General features: G+C 71.1%; 14 protein-coding genes. 9 read left to right on the forward strand and 5 right to left on the reverse strand.

What is annotated here, in order from left to right; translation table 11 throughout:
• Positions 1-1758 carry a DEAD/DEAH box helicase gene (locus J2S43_RS13915; protein ID WP_306829434.1) on the forward strand — a complete coding sequence of 586 codons (1758 nt, stop codon included), beginning with the start codon at positions 1-3 and terminating at the stop codon, positions 1756-1758.
• Between the two features lie 1376 nt (positions 1759-3134).
• Here J2S43_RS13915 and J2S43_RS13920 read toward each other — a convergent pair.
• Positions 3135-4136: a DUF4381 domain-containing protein gene (locus J2S43_RS13920; RefSeq protein ID WP_306829435.1), complete on the reverse strand. Its 1002-nt coding sequence runs from the start codon at positions 4134-4136 to the stop codon at positions 3135-3137.
• Between the two features lie 195 nt (positions 4137-4331).
• Between J2S43_RS13920 and J2S43_RS13925 the strand changes: the two genes are divergently transcribed.
• Entirely contained in the window at positions 4332-4637 is a 306-nt protein-coding gene (locus tag J2S43_RS13925; RefSeq protein WP_306829436.1) for a hypothetical protein, read from the forward strand.
• A gap of 201 nt (positions 4638-4838) precedes the next feature.
• Here the strand turns inward: J2S43_RS13925 and J2S43_RS13930 are convergent, their stop codons facing one another.
• Positions 4839-5807 (reverse strand): helix-turn-helix domain-containing protein, encoded by a 969-nt coding sequence (locus J2S43_RS13930; protein ID WP_306829437.1) that lies wholly within the window; start codon positions 5805-5807, stop codon positions 4839-4841.
• A gap of 82 nt (positions 5808-5889) precedes the next feature.
• On the opposite strand from J2S43_RS13930, the gene J2S43_RS13935 reads away from it, so the two are divergent.
• Both J2S43_RS13935 and J2S43_RS13940 read left to right on the forward strand, forming a co-directional pair.
• Positions 5890-6306, forward strand: a complete 417-nt coding sequence (locus J2S43_RS13935; RefSeq protein WP_306829438.1) for a cupin domain-containing protein — start codon at positions 5890-5892, stop codon at positions 6304-6306.
• A 57-nt stretch (positions 6307-6363) separates the two neighbouring features.
• Positions 6364-6615: a hypothetical protein gene (locus tag J2S43_RS13940; protein WP_306829439.1), complete on the forward strand. Its 252-nt coding sequence runs from the start codon at positions 6364-6366 to the stop codon at positions 6613-6615.
• Between the two features lie 46 nt (positions 6616-6661).
• On the opposite strand, the gene J2S43_RS13945 is transcribed toward J2S43_RS13940, so the two are convergent.
• Positions 6662-7213, reverse strand: a complete 552-nt coding sequence (locus J2S43_RS13945; RefSeq protein ID WP_306829440.1) for a hypothetical protein — start codon at positions 7211-7213, stop codon at positions 6662-6664.
• Positions 7214-7681: 468 nt separating this feature from the next.
• On the opposite strand from J2S43_RS13945, the gene J2S43_RS13950 reads away from it, so the two are divergent.
• On the forward strand, positions 7682-8671 hold the full coding sequence (locus J2S43_RS13950; protein ID WP_306829441.1) for a L,D-transpeptidase family protein: 990 nt from the start codon (positions 7682-7684) through the stop codon (positions 8669-8671).
• On the opposite strand, the gene J2S43_RS13955 is transcribed toward J2S43_RS13950, so the two are convergent.
• Positions 8665-9474: a TetR/AcrR family transcriptional regulator gene (locus J2S43_RS13955; protein ID WP_306829442.1), complete on the reverse strand. Its 810-nt coding sequence runs from the start codon at positions 9472-9474 to the stop codon at positions 8665-8667. The genes J2S43_RS13950 and J2S43_RS13955 overlap by 7 nt on opposite strands.
• 80 nt (positions 9475-9554) lie before the next feature.
• Between J2S43_RS13955 and J2S43_RS13960 the strand changes: the two genes are divergently transcribed.
• A complete protein-coding gene (locus tag J2S43_RS13960) occupies positions 9555-10991 on the forward strand; it encodes a DHA2 family efflux MFS transporter permease subunit (RefSeq protein WP_306829443.1) in 1437 nt (478 codons plus the stop codon).
• 80 nt (positions 10992-11071) lie between these two features.
• Here the strand turns inward: J2S43_RS13960 and J2S43_RS13965 are convergent, their stop codons facing one another.
• Positions 11072-12016, reverse strand: coding sequence for a serine hydrolase domain-containing protein (locus J2S43_RS13965; protein WP_306829444.1), 945 nt, complete (start codon positions 12014-12016; stop codon positions 11072-11074).
• A 114-nt stretch (positions 12017-12130) separates the two neighbouring features.
• Here J2S43_RS13965 and J2S43_RS13970 point away from each other — a divergent pair, with 114 nt between their 5' ends.
• The 3 genes from J2S43_RS13970 to J2S43_RS13980 all read left to right on the forward strand — a co-directional run bounded on the left by J2S43_RS13970 (position 12131) and on the right by J2S43_RS13980 (position 15047).
• Entirely contained in the window at positions 12131-12976 is an 846-nt protein-coding gene (locus J2S43_RS13970) for a helix-turn-helix transcriptional regulator (RefSeq protein ID WP_306829445.1), read from the forward strand.
• A 149-nt stretch (positions 12977-13125) separates the two neighbouring features.
• Positions 13126-13935 carry a hypothetical protein gene (locus J2S43_RS13975; protein WP_306829446.1) on the forward strand — a complete coding sequence of 270 codons (810 nt, stop codon included), beginning with the start codon at positions 13126-13128 and terminating at the stop codon, positions 13933-13935.
• 179 nt (positions 13936-14114) lie between these two features.
• Positions 14115-15047 (forward strand): SDR family NAD(P)-dependent oxidoreductase, encoded by a 933-nt coding sequence (locus tag J2S43_RS13980; protein WP_306829447.1) that lies wholly within the window; start codon positions 14115-14117, stop codon positions 15045-15047.
• Positions 15048-15053 lie beyond the last annotated feature (6 nt).

Consider the following 15053-nt stretch of genomic DNA (forward strand, 5'->3'; position numbering starts at 1 on the left):
ATGGAACACGAACCGTTGGACACCGAGGCAGGCTTCACCGGGCTGGGTCTGCGCGTGGAACTGCTCCGCGCGCTGACCACCCTCGGCTACGAGGAGCCGACCCCGATCCAGCGCGAGGCCATCCCGCCGATCATCGCCGGCAACGACCTGGTCGGCCAGGCCGCGACCGGCACCGGCAAGACCGCCGCGTTCTCGCTGCCGCTGCTGCAGGGCCTGGACGCGAACCGGCGAGACACCGTACCGTGCGCGCTGGTCCTGGTCCCCACCCGCGAGCTGGCCGAGCAGGTCTCCCAGGCCGTCCACCGGTACGGCAAGGAGCTGGGCGTCCGCGTCCTCCCGGTGTACGGCGGGCAGCCGATCGGCCGGCAGCTGGCGGCGCTGGCCCGCGGCGTCGACGTGGTCGTCGGCACGCCCGGCCGGGTCCTCGACCACATCGACCGGGGCACGTTGCAGCTCGGCGACGTGCGCACGGTCGTGCTCGACGAGGCCGACGAGATGCTGGACATGGGCTTCGCCGAGGACATCGAGGCGATCCTGGCGGAGACGCCGGCCGAGCGGCAGACCGTGCTGTTCTCCGCCACCATGCCGCCGCGGATCGACGCGATCGCCCGCCGCCACCTGCGCGAACCGGTGCGGATCACGATGGGCCGCAAGACGGTCGAGCCGGGCGAGATGCCGCTGGTCCGGCAGAGCGCCTACATCGTGGCCCGGCCGTACCGGGCGGCCGCGCTCGGCCGGATCCTGGACGTGGAGGCGCCGACCGCGGCGATCGTCTTCTGCCGCACCCGCGAGGAGGTCGACCAGGTCACCGAGACGCTCAACGGCCGGGGCTACCGCGCGGAGGCGCTGCACGGCGGGATGAGCCAGGACCAGCGCGACCGGGTGATGAGCCGGCTGCGGGCCGGCACCACCGAGCTGCTCGTCGCCACCGACGTGGCCGCCCGCGGCCTGGACGTGGAGCAGCTCACCCATGTGATCAACTTCAACGTGCCGGTCGCGCCGGAGGCGTACGTGCACCGCATCGGCCGAGTCGGCCGGGCCGGCCGCGAGGGCTGCGCGATCACCCTCGCGGAACCGCGCGAGCAGCGCATGCTCAAGGCCATCGAGCGGCTCACCGGCCAGCGGATAACGCTGGAGAAGCTGCCGACCGTCACCGACCTGCGGGCCAGGCGCCTGGAGCTGACCCGCGCGTCGCTGGAGGCCGGCCTGGAGGCCGACGACTTCGAGCGGTTCCGGGTCGTGCTCGAATCGCTGACCGGCGAGCACGACGTCGAGGACGTCGCCCTCGCCGCGATCAAACTGCTGCACGAGGCGGCCGGAGGCGACGAGGACGAGGAGGAGATCCCGACGCCGGCGCCGCCGCGCGAGCGCACCCCCCGAGACCGCGACGGCCGCCCGGGCGGCCGGGACAGCCGCGACAGCCGTCCAGGGGACCGGGACGGCCGTGGGGACCGGGACGGCCGGCCGGGCGACCGCGGCCGGGAGCGGCCCGCGCGGAACCATTCGTCGGACTCCGGCGTGGCTCGCCTGTTCGTCGGCCTCGGCCGGCGCGCCGGACTGCGCCCGCAGGACCTGGTCGGCGCGATCGCCGGCGAGTCCGGCATCAGCTCCCGCGAGATCGGCGCCATCCAGATCACCGACCGGTTCTCCCTGGTCGAGGTTCCGGAATCCGCCGCCGACATGATCATCGACGCGCTCCAGCACAGCTTGATCCGCGGCCGCCGCCCGTCCGTCCGCCGTGAGCGCTTCACCCGCTGATCTCCACTTCGTGATCAGGTCGTCCCCGATGCCGCCAGACGGCATCGGGGACGACCTGATCACGGGGAGCCGCACCGCTTACTGAGCGTTCGGCTTCAGGGTTTCGGCGCGCTGACCAGCCGGGCGCTCATCTCTACTTCCGCTGGTTCGGCGGCGCGGTTGGGCCGGTGCCGAAATGTCGAGATTTACTGGCGTCGGCATCGAGGTCCCGGCGACCGCAAAGACAATCCGGGCGCTGCGCCCGGATATTTCGTATTATTGGTGGCTCGGTCGGGCTGTTGCCACTGAAGCCTTGAGGGCTATTCAGCGCGATGCGCATCGACTTCGCTGACCTGCGCCAACGCGGTGCCGGTTCGCTGTGCTGAATAGGCCTCCTTGAGGCTTATTCAGCGTCGCCCTCGTCAGGCGGCCCGGCCTGCGGCAACGCGGCGTTGGTTCGCTGCGCTGAATAAGCCTCTTTGTCCGAAATATCACTCCAAAGGCGGCGGCGGTGACTCTTGAAAGCGATCACGTGTCGCAAATCGTTGTTTGAAGCGGCGGATAACAACGATTTGCGACACGTGATCAACTCCCCGGGGGGTTTATTCAGCGCCGCCCTCGTCGGGCCGCCCGGACTGCGGCAACGCGGTGCCGGCTCGCCGCGCTGAATAAGCCTCCCGGCCCCGGCCATACTGAGCCTTCGGCGTCAGAGTGAGCGGCGCTCCGCAGCGGCGAATGCCTATAGCGTGAAATTTCGGGCGCGTAGCGCCCGGACGGCTACCGCCGCTCGAACCTCGACTTAGGAGGGTTATTCAGCGCGCTGCGCCCCGACGGTGCTGGCCTGCGGCGACGCGGCGTGAGGTCGCCGCGCTGAATAAGCCTCTAGGAAGGTCAGTAAGTGATGATATTTCGGGCGGAGAGCGCCCGGCCAGGACGCGTCGAGACCTGGCGCCGAGCCGCTCAGTAGCGGCCACAGCGCGGGCCGCAGCTCTCCTGAACGCCGAAGGCTGACCGGAGAAAGTGCCTCGACACCCTGGAGGCTTATTCGGCGCAGCGAACCGGCACCGCGTTGCCGCAGGCCGCGCGGTCTGTCGAGGGCGGCGCTGAACAAGCCTCCAGGAATCACAGGAGTTCCACGCCTGCGCGGCGTCAGCCAAAAGAGGTCAGGAGACTCAGCGGCTACGCGGCCTGGGGTAGGCGCGGGGCCTGCGGGCGCGTGAGTCCCGCGGCGGGTCAGGCACGTGTCGCGGGAGCCGTGGGCTCAGGTCCGTCGCCTGCGGCGGCGTGAGGTCGGGCTGATCGCTGAGCCTCGGAGATCGACGTGCGGTGGAGTCGATCAAGCAGCCGGGCGCTCCGCGCTGGCAATTTCAGGAGACAGCGATCCTGCGGCGGGCGCGTCAGTGGTCGGCGGGGATGCCGCCGCGGAAGGCCCAGACCGCGATCGTCATGCTGAAGCCGAACAGGATCACCAGCGGGAGCAGCAGCACGAAGCCCGGGGTGGCCAACGCGACCGGCGCCACGAAGATGCCGGCCAGCGGTGCCAGCAGGTAGTCCTTGCCCGGGCTGACCCGGCTGTTGATCGCGCTGGTCCCGGACACCCGGGCCAGCCCCGGCACCGGGCCCTCGCGCAGCCGGCTCACCGGCCAGACCGTCCCGTCGCCGGTGACCAGCACGGCCCGGCCGCCCTTGCCCTCGCCGACGTGCGCGGTGACCTCCTGCCCCGGCCGCAGGCAGCCGAAGCCGGGGCTCCACATCGTATGCTGCCAGCGCGCGCCGGGCAGCTCGGGCACCGGCCCGGCGACCCGGCAGGCGTCCGGGTCGAACGGCACGTCCGGCGGGACGAGCAGCGTGCCAAGGCCCGAATCGACCGTCCGGGACCGCCCGATGCCGGCGGCGGTCTCGAACACGATCGGCACCACCCGGTACGGCACACCCGGCCGCCCGGCGGCGAGCCGCGCCGCCTCCACCCGGCGCCGCCACGCCCACGCGACACCACCGGCCAGCAGCGCGAACGGTGCCGCGAACAGCAGCACCCACCACGGCGGCGACGGCGCGTGCACCAGCTCGGCTTCGGCACCGGCCGGGAACGCGATCCCCTCCGGATCGGCGGGGTCGTAGCGGACGTCGAACGGCCCGGACTCCAGCGTGCTGCCGCCCGGCACCCGGAACCGCGCCTCGTGCCCCTCCCCGTCCGCGTCCTCCCACCACACGTCCATCCGCTCGGTGATCTCGCCGCCGTTGCGCATCGCGTCACCGCGCCCGGTCACCACCGTGGTGGCCCGGCCCTCGTGCCCGAACCAGCCCGCCAGGATCGCGACGCCGATCCCGCCGAGCACCAGCGTGCCGATCACCGGCAACAGCAACGAGATCACCATGGCGCGGCGCGGAAACCGTCCCATGTGCACACACCCTCCCCGGGAAGCGGATTTCCCGAAGGGTATCGACGGCGGAGCATGCACGGTGGTGGTCGTTCAGCCCCCTACCGCAGCCTTTGCATCGACAGATATTCATGTCACGGTCGGTGGGCCGACGGGGATAGGACAGCCGAGTCTGAGATCGTGCCCGAGCCACCTCTTCAACCCTTAGGAGGCACCATGGCTACCGCAACGACACGGCTTCGGCCCTACCGGCGGATCGTGCGGCGCGCCGCGCTCGCACTCTCCACCGTCGCGCTCGCCGCTGGTCTCGCGCTGGTGGGCGGCGCACTCTCCCCGGCCTCGGCTTCTGCCGGTGAGCACGGCGGAGCCGAGCGGGACGGCACCGTGCACCTCCTGGCGCTCCTCGGGCCGTACAAGACGTGGGAGCAGTGCAACATCGTCCGGGATTTGTACGACGCTCGCGGATACGAGACCACACCGTGCTTCAAGGACCCTCAGGGCTGGTTCCTCCAGTACTTCTGATCGGTCGGGTGTCTGACCGGGTGGTCGCGGCCCGCTGTGACCGGCGGGCCGCGACCACCTCCGCCGACGCGTGGGCTCAGGTCCCGGCGCGGCGGAGGCGGCGCCGGCCAGCGGCAGGTACCGGGGGACGTCCGCGGCGGAGTCGGTCAACGTGGCCAGCGACTTCTCGATCCCGGCGTCGCGGCGTCCTCGAGGCCCGGGTCAGCCGCTTCGGTCAGCAGCACCTGATCTGGTCGTGACGCCCGCGCCGAACCGGAGGCGGTAGGCGCTCGGGCTCAGGCCGGTGTGCCGGCGCAGCAGCAGGCGCAGGTTCGTGGCGGTGCCGAGCCCGGCCGTGCGCGCCACGACGTCGAGGCGCTGCTCGCCGCGTTCGATCAGGCGGCACGCCAGCGACACGCGCTCGGCGGTCAGCCAGGCCAGCGGCGTGGTGCCCAGCTCCGCGCGGAACCGGCGGTGCAGCGTGGCCGGGCTGACCGCGGCGTGGGCCGCCATCGAGGCGACGGTCAGCGGCTCGTCCAGGTGCTGCTGCGCCCACTCGATGAGCGGCGCGAGCGAGGTGTCCGGGACGGCCGGCACCGGCCGGTCGATGAACTGGCGCTGGCCGCCGTCCCGGTGCACGGCGAAGACCAGCCGGCGGCTGACCGCGGCCGCGATCTCGGCGCCGTGGTCGCGGCGGATCAGGTGCAGGCCGAGGTCGAGTGCGGCGGCGCTGCCCGCGGAGGTGAGCACGTCGCCGTCGTCGACGAACAGTACGTCGGGTGTGAGGCTGACCCGCGGGTATCGGGTGGTGAACAGGCCGGCCCAGCGCCAGTGCGTGGTGGCCGGGCGGCCGTCCAGGACCCCGGCCGCGGCCAGCGCGAACGCGCCGGTGCAGAAGCTGACCATGCGGGCGCCGCGGCGCGCGGCCCGGCCGATCGCGGCCACGACCGCGTCGGCCGGCGGTGTGCGCGGGTCGGGGTGGTTCGGCACGATGACGGTGTCCGCGTCGTCGAGCGCGTCCAGGCCGGCCACGTCGCTGAGCGTGAACAGCCCGTCGTGCATGCGGACCGCGGGGGTGGCCGCGCACAGGCCGAAGTCGTACCAGGGCCGGTCCAGTTCGGGGCGGCGCAGGCCGAAGAGCTCGGTGGCGACGCCGAGCTCGAACGGGTTGGAACCGTCATCCACGATCATGGCGACTCGGTGCGAGGATCCTTTCGGCATGTGCGATTCATAGCACTTCTCGGCGAGCCGTGCGGCCCGCGAGGATCATCGGGTGACCGAACAACCGATCGACCTGATGACCGCGCTGGCCGGCTTCGACGAGCTGTGGAGCCCGCGGATCGCCGCCCGCGTGAACGACTACGACGTGCGCGTCGCCAAGGTGGCGGGCGAGCACGTCTGGCACGCGCATGCCCGTACCGACGAGTTCTTCCTGGTCCTCGACGGCGTCTTCCACATCGCGCTGCGCGAGACCGGCGACGCGCCGGAACGGGAGGTGGTGCTGCGCCGCGGCGAGATCTTCGTGGTGCCGGCCGGGACCGAGCACCGGCCGTCCGCACCGGACGGTGCCGCGATCCTGATGTTCGAGCCGTCCGGGACGTCGACCGTGGGGGAGCGGCACGATCCGGTGCCCACCCACGTCGACGTGACCACCGGCCACCCGCTGTTCCCGGCGAAGGACACGGTCTGAGCTTCACCGTGGTGTTGCCGACACGCCGAGACGAGATCCAGAGCCGGTATTTTGATCATGTCGCTCGGCCCTGGAATGGAGGTCGCGGTGCGCTGCACGGCCGACCGCTGGGACCGCGCGGTGCCGCCCACCGTGGTCGCGACCGCGCACCTGGTCATGATCGCGGTCGACGAGCAGGGCAAGCCCCGCCCGATCCCGCCGCTGGAACTGACCACCGACGAGGAACGCCACGCCTTCCACCTCGCCGAGATCCGCCGCAAGCACCGCCTCCCGTTACGCGACGAACTCGCGGCCGCCGCGGCCGGCTAGCGCGACGTCCGCTTCCGCGATCGGGCGTCGTCCAGGTCGGCCTCGATCACCGCGCGGTGCCGCGGCGGGGCCGGTGGCGGGACGGGTCGTCGCGCGGGCGGTGCTTCGGCGGGGCGAACAACGGGCGGAGCGCCCGATCCAGCTGGTCGGCCTCGACCGCGAACGACAGGTGACGCTGCCGGTTCTCCCCGAACCCGCACCAGCCGAGCACCGCCGCCAACACCAGCAACCCGTAGGGGACCGGATTGTCGAAGCCGGTGACGAAGGCGAGCAGCGGGAGCATCGGCAGCCCGACCATAGCGGCCGCGCCGTAGTACATGGACACCCAGAACAGCACGATCCAGGACTCGACGATGCGGCCGGTCACGACCGTGCCCTGGCCGCGCGGGCCGATCCGCGCGGCCAGGTACGGCGAAGGGTGGGTCGACGGGAAAGCCGGCATCCGGGCGCGGACCCGGCCGGAGTCGGAGACCCGGAACGACAGCCCCCTGCTCTCCCGCAGCCGGGCGGAGCGCTCCCGCACGGTGGCGATCATCTCGGTGGGCGTCGCGCCGCCCACCGGGATCTCGACGGTCCGCCGCATTCGCCTGAAGCCCACCCTGGTCGCCTCCTCGATCGTCCGGCCACCCTATACACGGTCGCCACCGGCCGCGCCGCCGTCGAACCGCACGGCGGTGCGCCGCCGTGTCTGCGCCGCCGTGCCGCCGTGCCGCCGTGCCGCCGTGCCGCCGTGCCGCCGTTCGGGCCCGGACGCGACGGTGCGCCGGACGTCACTCCGGCGTCGCCGGCCGCGGTCCCGATGAGCGCGGACGGCTCGGGCGAAGCGGCGACGACCTCGCCGGGTTCGGCGCCGGCCACCTCGATCGTGATCGTCCGCCGATGCCGTCTGAACCCGTGCGCCCCACCCTCCCGTGTGTCCGGCCACCCCTACGTCATGATCATGAGTGCGCACGCCGGCCGCCGGGCCGGGGGAGTGCGGGCGGGGTGGCGGGCGGGTTTGCCGTACCGTTGATGGCTTTCGGGGTGTTCGGGGGTTGAAAGCGCCCTGATCAGCGAGAATGGCGGGATGACGGGGCAGCGGGGGATGCGGCGGGTGGCGGTGCTCGGCATCGCGGTCGCGATGGCCGCGGGATGCGGCGGCGGGCCGGAGACACCGGTCGCGCAGCCGGGTGCCGCGACCGGCACACCGGCGCTGCCGAGTGTCACGCCACGGTTCACCGGCGCGCCGACGCCGGCCGCGCCGCCGGCCGGTTCCGCCGGTCCGTCCACTCCGGCTTCGACGTCGATGCCGGGCGGCACCGCCGCGCCGTCCGGGATTCCTGCGCCGTCCGGCACTCTCGCGTCGTCCGCGATTCCTGCGCCTACCGGAACTATCGCGCCGTCCGGGATTCCCGCGCCCGGTCAGACGGTGGTGCCGGCGCCCGGGGTGACGCCGAGCGGCATTCCCACCGCGGGCAAGGACGGGGTGCTGAAGCGGGGCGAGAGCGGGCCGGAGGTCGTGGCGCTGCAGCGACGGCTGGACGCGCTCGGCTACTGGAACGGGCCGGCCGACGGACGGTTCGGCGCGCTCACGCTGCAGGCGGTCTACGCGGTCCAGAAGGCGGCCGGGATCGAGCGCACCGGCCGGGCCGACGACGAGACCCTGGCCGCGCTGGCCGGCGGCGTGCGACCGGCCGCGCGGAGCCGCAAGGGGCACAGGGTCGAGATCGACCTGGACAGGCAACTGTTGATGATGGTCGACGACGGCGCGGTCACCCGGATCCTCAACACCTCGACCGGGTCCAACGAGCACTACCACTACCAGGGGCGGCGCTACCTCGCGGACACACCGGCGGGGAAGTTCCGGGTCGGACGGCAGATCGACGACTGGCGGTACGGGCCGCTCGGCCCGCTCTACCGGCCGAAGTACTTCAACGGCGGGGTCGCGGTGCACGGCGCGACCAGCATCCCGCCATACCCGGCGTCGCACGGTTGCGCGCGCCTGTCGATCGCCGCGATGGACTGGGTGTGGAAGAGTGGCGAGATGCCGGTCGGCACGCCGATCTGGGTCTACTGAGGACGGAACCCGGCCATCAGCTCGGCCGCCCACGGCGGTGCCGGGACCGCACCCGGCCCGGCCAGCTGCATCGCGCTGAGCACGGTGCACAGCATGCCCTTGGCCATGAACGCGTGCAGGTCCTCCGCTGATCCGCCGGTCAGCTCGCGCACGGTGTCGTAGATCCGGCCGAACCCGGCCCGCACCGCGTCACCGATCTCGGGATCCGCCGACGCGCTGAACCCGTGCAGCAGCACCGCCAGCAGGTCCCGCTCGGCCAGCAACTCGATGTAGGCACCGCCGAGCGTCGCGGTGTCCGCCCGGCGCGCCGGCGTGTCCGCGCCTCCCGCCGCGGCGTTCGTCTCGCCCACGGCGGACTTCCCGTGCGCCGCGATGGCCCCGTGTGCCGCGCTCGTCTCGCGCGCGCCGGGTTTCCCATGCGGTGCGGTGTTCGCGCGCGTGGCGCTCGTTCTGTGCGGGGCGGGTTCTGCCTGCGCGGCGGTGGTCGCGTGCGCGGCGATCGTCCCATGCGTGGCGGGTTCACCGAGCAACGTGGTGTTCTCGTGCGCGGCGATGCCCGTGCCGTGTGCGGCGGCCTGCCGGAAGGTGGCCTCGATGCGGTCGCAGACATGGTCCATCACCGCGATGAACAGCCGCTGCTTCGAGCCGAAGAGCCGGATCACGTAGGGCTGGGTGACGCCGGCGAGCCGGGCGATCTGGTCGGTGGTGGTGCCCCCGTAACCGCCGGAGGCGAACGCGGTGACCGCGGCGGCGATCAGTTGCTCGCCCCGCTCGGCGGCGGTGAGCCGGGTCCTGACAGTCATGGTTGACATGTTATCAGTCGATAACTACATTCCCCTCGAGGCTAGTTATCAGTCAATAACAACTTCCCGGGGGTACGGACATGAGCGCCACGACACGCCCGCTCGCGGCGGTCCTCGCCGCGGTCGGCATACCGATGTTCATGGTCACGCTGGACAACCTGGTCGTGACCACCGCGCTGCCGGTGATCAAGGACGAGCTCGGCGCGTCCCTGACCGACCTGCAGTGGTTCGTCAACGCGTACACGCTGCCGTTCGCCGCGCTGCTCCTCACCGCGTCCGCGCTCGGCGACCGGATCGGCCGCAAGCGCCTCTTCCTCGCCGGCATCGCGCTGTTCACGCTCGCCTCCGCGGCCTGCGCGACGGCGACCGAGCCGTGGATGCTCACCACCGCCCGCGCGATCCAGGGCACCGCCGGCGCCGCCGTGATGCCGCTGTCGCTGACGCTGCTGGCCGCGGCCGTACCGTCGAGGATGCGCAACGCCGCGGTCGGCATCTGGGGCGGCATCAGCGGTCTCGGCGTCGCGGTCGGCCCGGTGGTCGGCGGCGCGGTCGTCGAGGGCCTCGACTGGAACTGGATCTTCTGGCTGAACGTGCCGGTCGGCGTGCTCGCGCTGGTCCTGGCCGCGACCGTGCTCCGCGAGTCCCGCGGTGGCGCGCGCCGTCTCGACCTGCTCGGCCTGATCCTCTCCTCCGCCGCCGTGCTCGCCCTGGTCTGGGGTGTCGTCGACGGCCCGGATCACGGCTGGACCTCGGCCCGCGTGCTCACCATGCTCGGCGGCGGCGCGGCCCTGCTGATCGGTTTCCTGGTCTGGCAGCGCCTCAACCCGGTCCCGATGCTGCCGCTGAGCCTGTTCCGCAACCGCGGCTTCGGCGTGGTCAGCGCGGTCGCGTTCGCGTTCTCGGTCGGCGTCTTCGGCTCGGTCTTCCTGCTCGCCCAGTTCTTCCAGATCGTCCAGGGCCTCGACCCGTTCGCCGCCGGCCTCCGCACGCTGCCCTGGACGATGGCCCCGATGGTCGTCGCCCCGATCGCCGGCCTGCTCGTCAACCGGGTCGGCGCCCGCACGCTGATCGTCCTCGGCCAGGCCCTGCTCGCCGCCGCCATCCTCTGGATCGCCGCCGCCTCCACCGCCACCGTCTCCTACGGCGAGCTGGTCGGCGCGTTCGCGATGGCCGGCATCGGCATGGGCCTGACCTTCGCCCCGATGTCCACGCTCGTCCTGGCCAGCGTCGACGAGTCCCAGCACGGCGTCGCCTCCGGCACCAACAACACGATCCGCGAGCTGGGCGTAGCGGTCGGCGTCGCGGTCCTCGCCTCGGTCTTCTCCTCCCAGGGCGACTACGCCAGCGCCGCCGGTTTCGTCGACGGCCTGGTGCCGGCCATCACGGTCGGCGGCCTCGTGGTCGCAGCCGGCACGATCATCGCCCTCTTCCTCCCCGGCCGCCGCACGACGCCCGCCGCGGAGCCGGCATCCGTCGTGGACGAGACCCTCGTCCCGGTCCCGGCCCCGATCGCCTGACAACGCCGCACCCCTCCAAGATCGGGGCGTCCCCATGTCGTTCTGACGACCGGGGCGACGGGACGACGGGGCGACGGGGGTCAGGGCAGGTGGGTGGCCGAGGTGAGGGCGGGCAGGGCGACGTCGTTCAGGAGGTGGTCCGGGAGGCGCCACTGCTCCGGGTCGTCGTAGTTGCCGGCCGTGATGGCGACGACCGCGGACAGCGACGGCAGCACGACCAGCCGCTGGCCGCCGTTGCCGAGTGCGGACGGCGCGGCGCGGCCGCCGACCGACCCGAGGTACCACTGGTAGCCGTAGCCGTCGCCCCACTCCACCGTGAGCCGCGGCGTCAGCATCTCCGTCAGCCACGACGACGGCACCACGCCCTCGCCGCCGGCCAGCACCAGTTCGCCGACCCGGGCCAGGTCGCGCGCGGTGAGCCGGAGCCCGGACGCGGCCGAGAAGACGCCGTCCTCCGCCGCCATCCACTCGAACGTCCCGATGCCGAGCGGCGTGAACAGCCGCTCCCGCGCGTAGTCCCGCAGCGGCCGCCCGGTCCCGGCCGTGATCAGGTGGCCGAGCAGCGCGGACGCGCCGCCGGAGTAGGCCCACCGCTCGCCCGGCGGGCCGGCCACCGGTCGCTCCAGGACGTAGCGGTTGCGGTCCGGCGCCATGTCCATCGCGATCTCGCCGTTGGCCGGGTCGGAGTAGGGGATCTCCTCCCGCCACTCCAGTCCGAGCGACATGGTCAGCGCGTGCGCCACGGTCAGCCGCGCCCGCGCCGGGTCCGCGGCCAGGTCCGGATATTCGGGGAAGCTCGCCAGCAGCGGCGCGGACGGCTCCGGCACGTGCCCGTCGGCGAGCGCGATCCCGTACAGCAGCGCGACCACGCTCTTCGTCACCGACCGCACGTCGTGCAGCGTGCCCGCGTCGAAGACGACGTGCCCGAGCGGCCGGTCCCAGGCGAAGTCGTCGCCCTCGCCGTACCGCTCGATCAGGGTTTGTCCGTGCTGGACGACGACGAAGCCGTGCAGATTGTCTGTCATACGGCCGATTATCCGGCCTGACGCGGTGCCGACCCGCCCACGGGTTGTTCCAGGGACAGGCTGTCCCTGGCAAAACCGTGGCAGGCCGGAAGGCTCGAGGGGTGTACTTGAACCATGATTGACCGGGCCGGGTTTGCTGACTTTCTACGCCGACGCCGGGAGCTGCTGCGACCGGCCGATATCGGTCTCACCGACACTGTCCGGCGGCGGACGCCCGGTTTGCGGCGGGACGAGGTGGCTCGGCTGGCGAACATCTCCACCGACTACTACGCCCGGCTGGAGCAGTGTCGTGGCGCCAATCCGTCCGAGGCCATTGTGGCGGCGCTGGCGCGGGCCCTGCGCTGCGACCTCGATCAGCGTGACCACCTGTATCACCTGGCCGGCTTTCCGGCCCCGCCGCGACGGCACGGCGGGCACATCCGGCCGGGGTTGTTGAGTCTCATGGACCGGCTCACCGATGTACCGGTCTGTGTGCTGAATGATCTGGGCGAGGTGCTGCGGCAGAACGCGCTCGCCGATCTCGCAATGGGGACGACGGAGCAGCGCCCGGGGCGAGGCCGCAACGTCGTGTGGAAGTGGTTCACCGAGCCGTCGCTGCGCGTCTTTTTCCCAGAGGAGGACTGGCCGCGGCATTCACTCGCGCATGTCAGAGATCTGCGGGCGACCTATTCGCGGCGCTCCGATGACGCCGATGTCACACAATTGGTCAACGCGCTACTGAGAGCCAGCGAGGAATTCCGGGGGCTGTGGGAGCGCCATGAGGTCGCCAACCACAGTTTCGACCATAAACGGCTCCTGCATCCCACCGTAGGGGTCCTGCACCTGAACTGCGAAGTCCTTCTAACGCCCGAGACGGACACCCGGGTCCTGGCGTTCTTCCCGGTCGAGGGAACCGATACGCGCGAAAAACTGGACCTGCTCCGAGTGCTCGGCACCCAGGATTTCCACACCATTCGCTAAGAATCTGGTCGCGGTTCCAGGGACAACCTGGTCCTGGCTGTTCGTGATACGGCGGTGCAGGCTGGTCTGGTACGCCGATAACGAGGCGAACCGATCGAACTCAACCCCTGCGCGGCGCGACTGCCGATCATCGGAAGGAATGACGAGTCATGGATGCAACGGAACACGCTGAGGCCAGTGAAGGTTTCACCTTCGAATGCGTGATCGACGGTCAGAACTACCCTCGCCACCAGTTGGCCAGGCTGCAGTATTCGCGTGACCTGCACGTCCTCCATGAGCTCAAAAGGGTGGGCGCGCCCATCGCACTTCGCGGCGACGTTCTCTCACACGATGACATCAACCGCCTCGTGGCCGAGGATGCCTCCTCGGTGTCGGTGACAACGCGCACCTCGTACGACCCTGACGGCATCAGGCATCTCTTCAAGGGGCAACTCGCTGCATCCGAACAGTTCTGGCGAGAAATGAATGCAGCGTCAGAGGGGCAGCCGCTGCAGCCGTGCGTTGCCGAACTCACGATTACGGGCGTTTCCTTTGACCAGTTCCAGAAGTACGTCGGGAACATGGCGCCGTTCCTCCTGGAATACGCGCAGTGCAACCCTGATCACTTCTTCGTTTACCCGGATGAGGGGTCGCTTCGTGGTGTCGAGATCTTCGGCATGTACGGCGGACCGACCGAAGTGCAGCTGACCCCCGACCCCGATGTGTCGGTGCCGATCGAGCGCGACGAGACCTATCCGTTGTTCTTCAAGGGGGTGGCAGCGTTGCCTGATGGCACAAACGCGAATGCTCCTGCCTTCCATCAGTTCAAGCCGCTCGACGATGGACTGGTGATCAAGGCGGGATGCGCTTTCCCGGCGGCGGCGCCCGCAGAGATGGTCGCCGGGCACGCCCTACATTCGGCAATCGAGTTTCTCGGCTTCACCAAGTTCGTCTACGCCGCTGAGAGCGGCAGCGAATAGGTCTTCGTCACCTGAACCAGCGGCTCTGGGGCCCGCCGGACTACTTCGCGTGGGCCCCTGGGTGCTGGCTGTTCGCAATACGGCGGTTCAGGCTGGTCTTGCACGCCGGTATCGATCGAACTCAACCCCTGTACGACTCGACTGCTGCCGGCCACCGGCCCAGTCTTAAGGAGACGACGATGACCACAGTCCTGATCACCGGCGGCCACTCGGGAATCGGCCTCGCCGCCGCGACCGAGCTCGCCGCCCGTAAGGTCGATCTGATATTGGCCGGGCGCAGCCCCGACCGCATGCGGGCCGTCGCCGACGACTTGCGCGCCGCGCACGGTGTCTCCGTCACTACTGTGGCATTGGACCTGTGCAGCCTGGCCTCCGTCCGGGAAGCGGCCACGCGAGTGCCGGCTACCCAGCTCGACGCGCTGCTCTGCAACGCGGGTGGCCGCTTCGAGGGCGACGTCACGTTCAGCCCCGACGGGTACGAGACGACCTTTGCCGCCAACTGCCTCGGCCACTTCCTGCTGGTCGAACTCCTGCTTCCTCAGCTCGCCGAGAACGCACGGGTGATCTACACCGCGAGCGGTACCCACGACCGCGACACGACGGACGGGCGCATGGTCGGCGCCGCGGCCGAACCCGACGCGGAAGCTCTGGCCACCAACGCCACCGCTCTGTCCGCCGGAAAGCGCTACTCCACGTCGAAACTGTGCACGGTCATGTACGCCTACGAACTGCACCGACGCCTGCGCAAGGCAGGCAGCACGGTGTCGTCCATCGCCTACGATCCCGGCTCCGTCCCAGGGACCGGCTTCCTGCGCGGCATGCCCCGCCCCGTGCAGCTCTTCTCGACCACCCGGGCGATGAACTGGCTCTCCCGGCGCCTCGGCGTCACCGTCTCCGACGTCGCCTTCTCCGGCGCATCCCTGGCAACGCTTGCCGCCGACCCGGAATACGCCGACGCCTCCGGCAAGTATTTCCAGGCCAAGCAGGGGAAACTGTCGGCCGTACGCTCGGCCAAGCTCTCTTACGACGAGCGCCGCGCGGCCAAACTCTGGGACGACTCCCGGCGCCTCGCACGCCTGACCCCGGACGAGGAACCCGCCCAACTCCGCTGACCGCCG

The organism is Catenuloplanes nepalensis, assembly GCF_030811575.1.
GTDB lineage: Bacteria > Actinomycetota > Actinomycetes > Mycobacteriales > Micromonosporaceae > Catenuloplanes > Catenuloplanes nepalensis.

Bases quoted from the DNA above. Each gene is read 5' to 3' on its own strand.
- J2S43_RS13915 (WP_306829434.1), top strand. From the start codon at position 1: ATGGAACACGAACCGTTGGACACCGAGGCAGGCTTCACCGGGCTGGGT.
- J2S43_RS13920 (WP_306829435.1), bottom strand. From the start codon at position 4,136: ATGGGACGGTTTCCGCGCCGCGCCATGGTGATCTCGTTGCTGTTGCCG.
- J2S43_RS13925 (WP_306829436.1), top strand. From the start codon at position 4,332: ATGGCTACCGCAACGACACGGCTTCGGCCCTACCGGCGGATCGTGCGG.
- J2S43_RS13930 (WP_306829437.1), bottom strand. From the start codon at position 5,807: ATGATCGTGGATGACGGTTCCAACCCGTTCGAGCTCGGCGTCGCCACC.
- J2S43_RS13940 (WP_306829439.1), top strand. From the start codon at position 6,364: ATGTCGCTCGGCCCTGGAATGGAGGTCGCGGTGCGCTGCACGGCCGAC.
- J2S43_RS13950 (WP_306829441.1), top strand. From the start codon at position 7,682: ATGACGGGGCAGCGGGGGATGCGGCGGGTGGCGGTGCTCGGCATCGCG.
- J2S43_RS13955 (WP_306829442.1), bottom strand. From the start codon at position 9,474: ATGACTGTCAGGACCCGGCTCACCGCCGCCGAGCGGGGCGAGCAACTG.
- J2S43_RS13960 (WP_306829443.1), top strand. From the start codon at position 9,555: ATGAGCGCCACGACACGCCCGCTCGCGGCGGTCCTCGCCGCGGTCGGC.
- J2S43_RS13965 (WP_306829444.1), bottom strand. From the start codon at position 12,016: ATGACAGACAATCTGCACGGCTTCGTCGTCGTCCAGCACGGACAAACC.
- J2S43_RS13970 (WP_306829445.1), top strand. From the start codon at position 12,131: ATGATTGACCGGGCCGGGTTTGCTGACTTTCTACGCCGACGCCGGGAG.
- J2S43_RS13975 (WP_306829446.1), top strand. From the start codon at position 13,126: ATGGATGCAACGGAACACGCTGAGGCCAGTGAAGGTTTCACCTTCGAA.
- J2S43_RS13980 (WP_306829447.1), top strand. From the start codon at position 14,115: ATGACCACAGTCCTGATCACCGGCGGCCACTCGGGAATCGGCCTCGCC.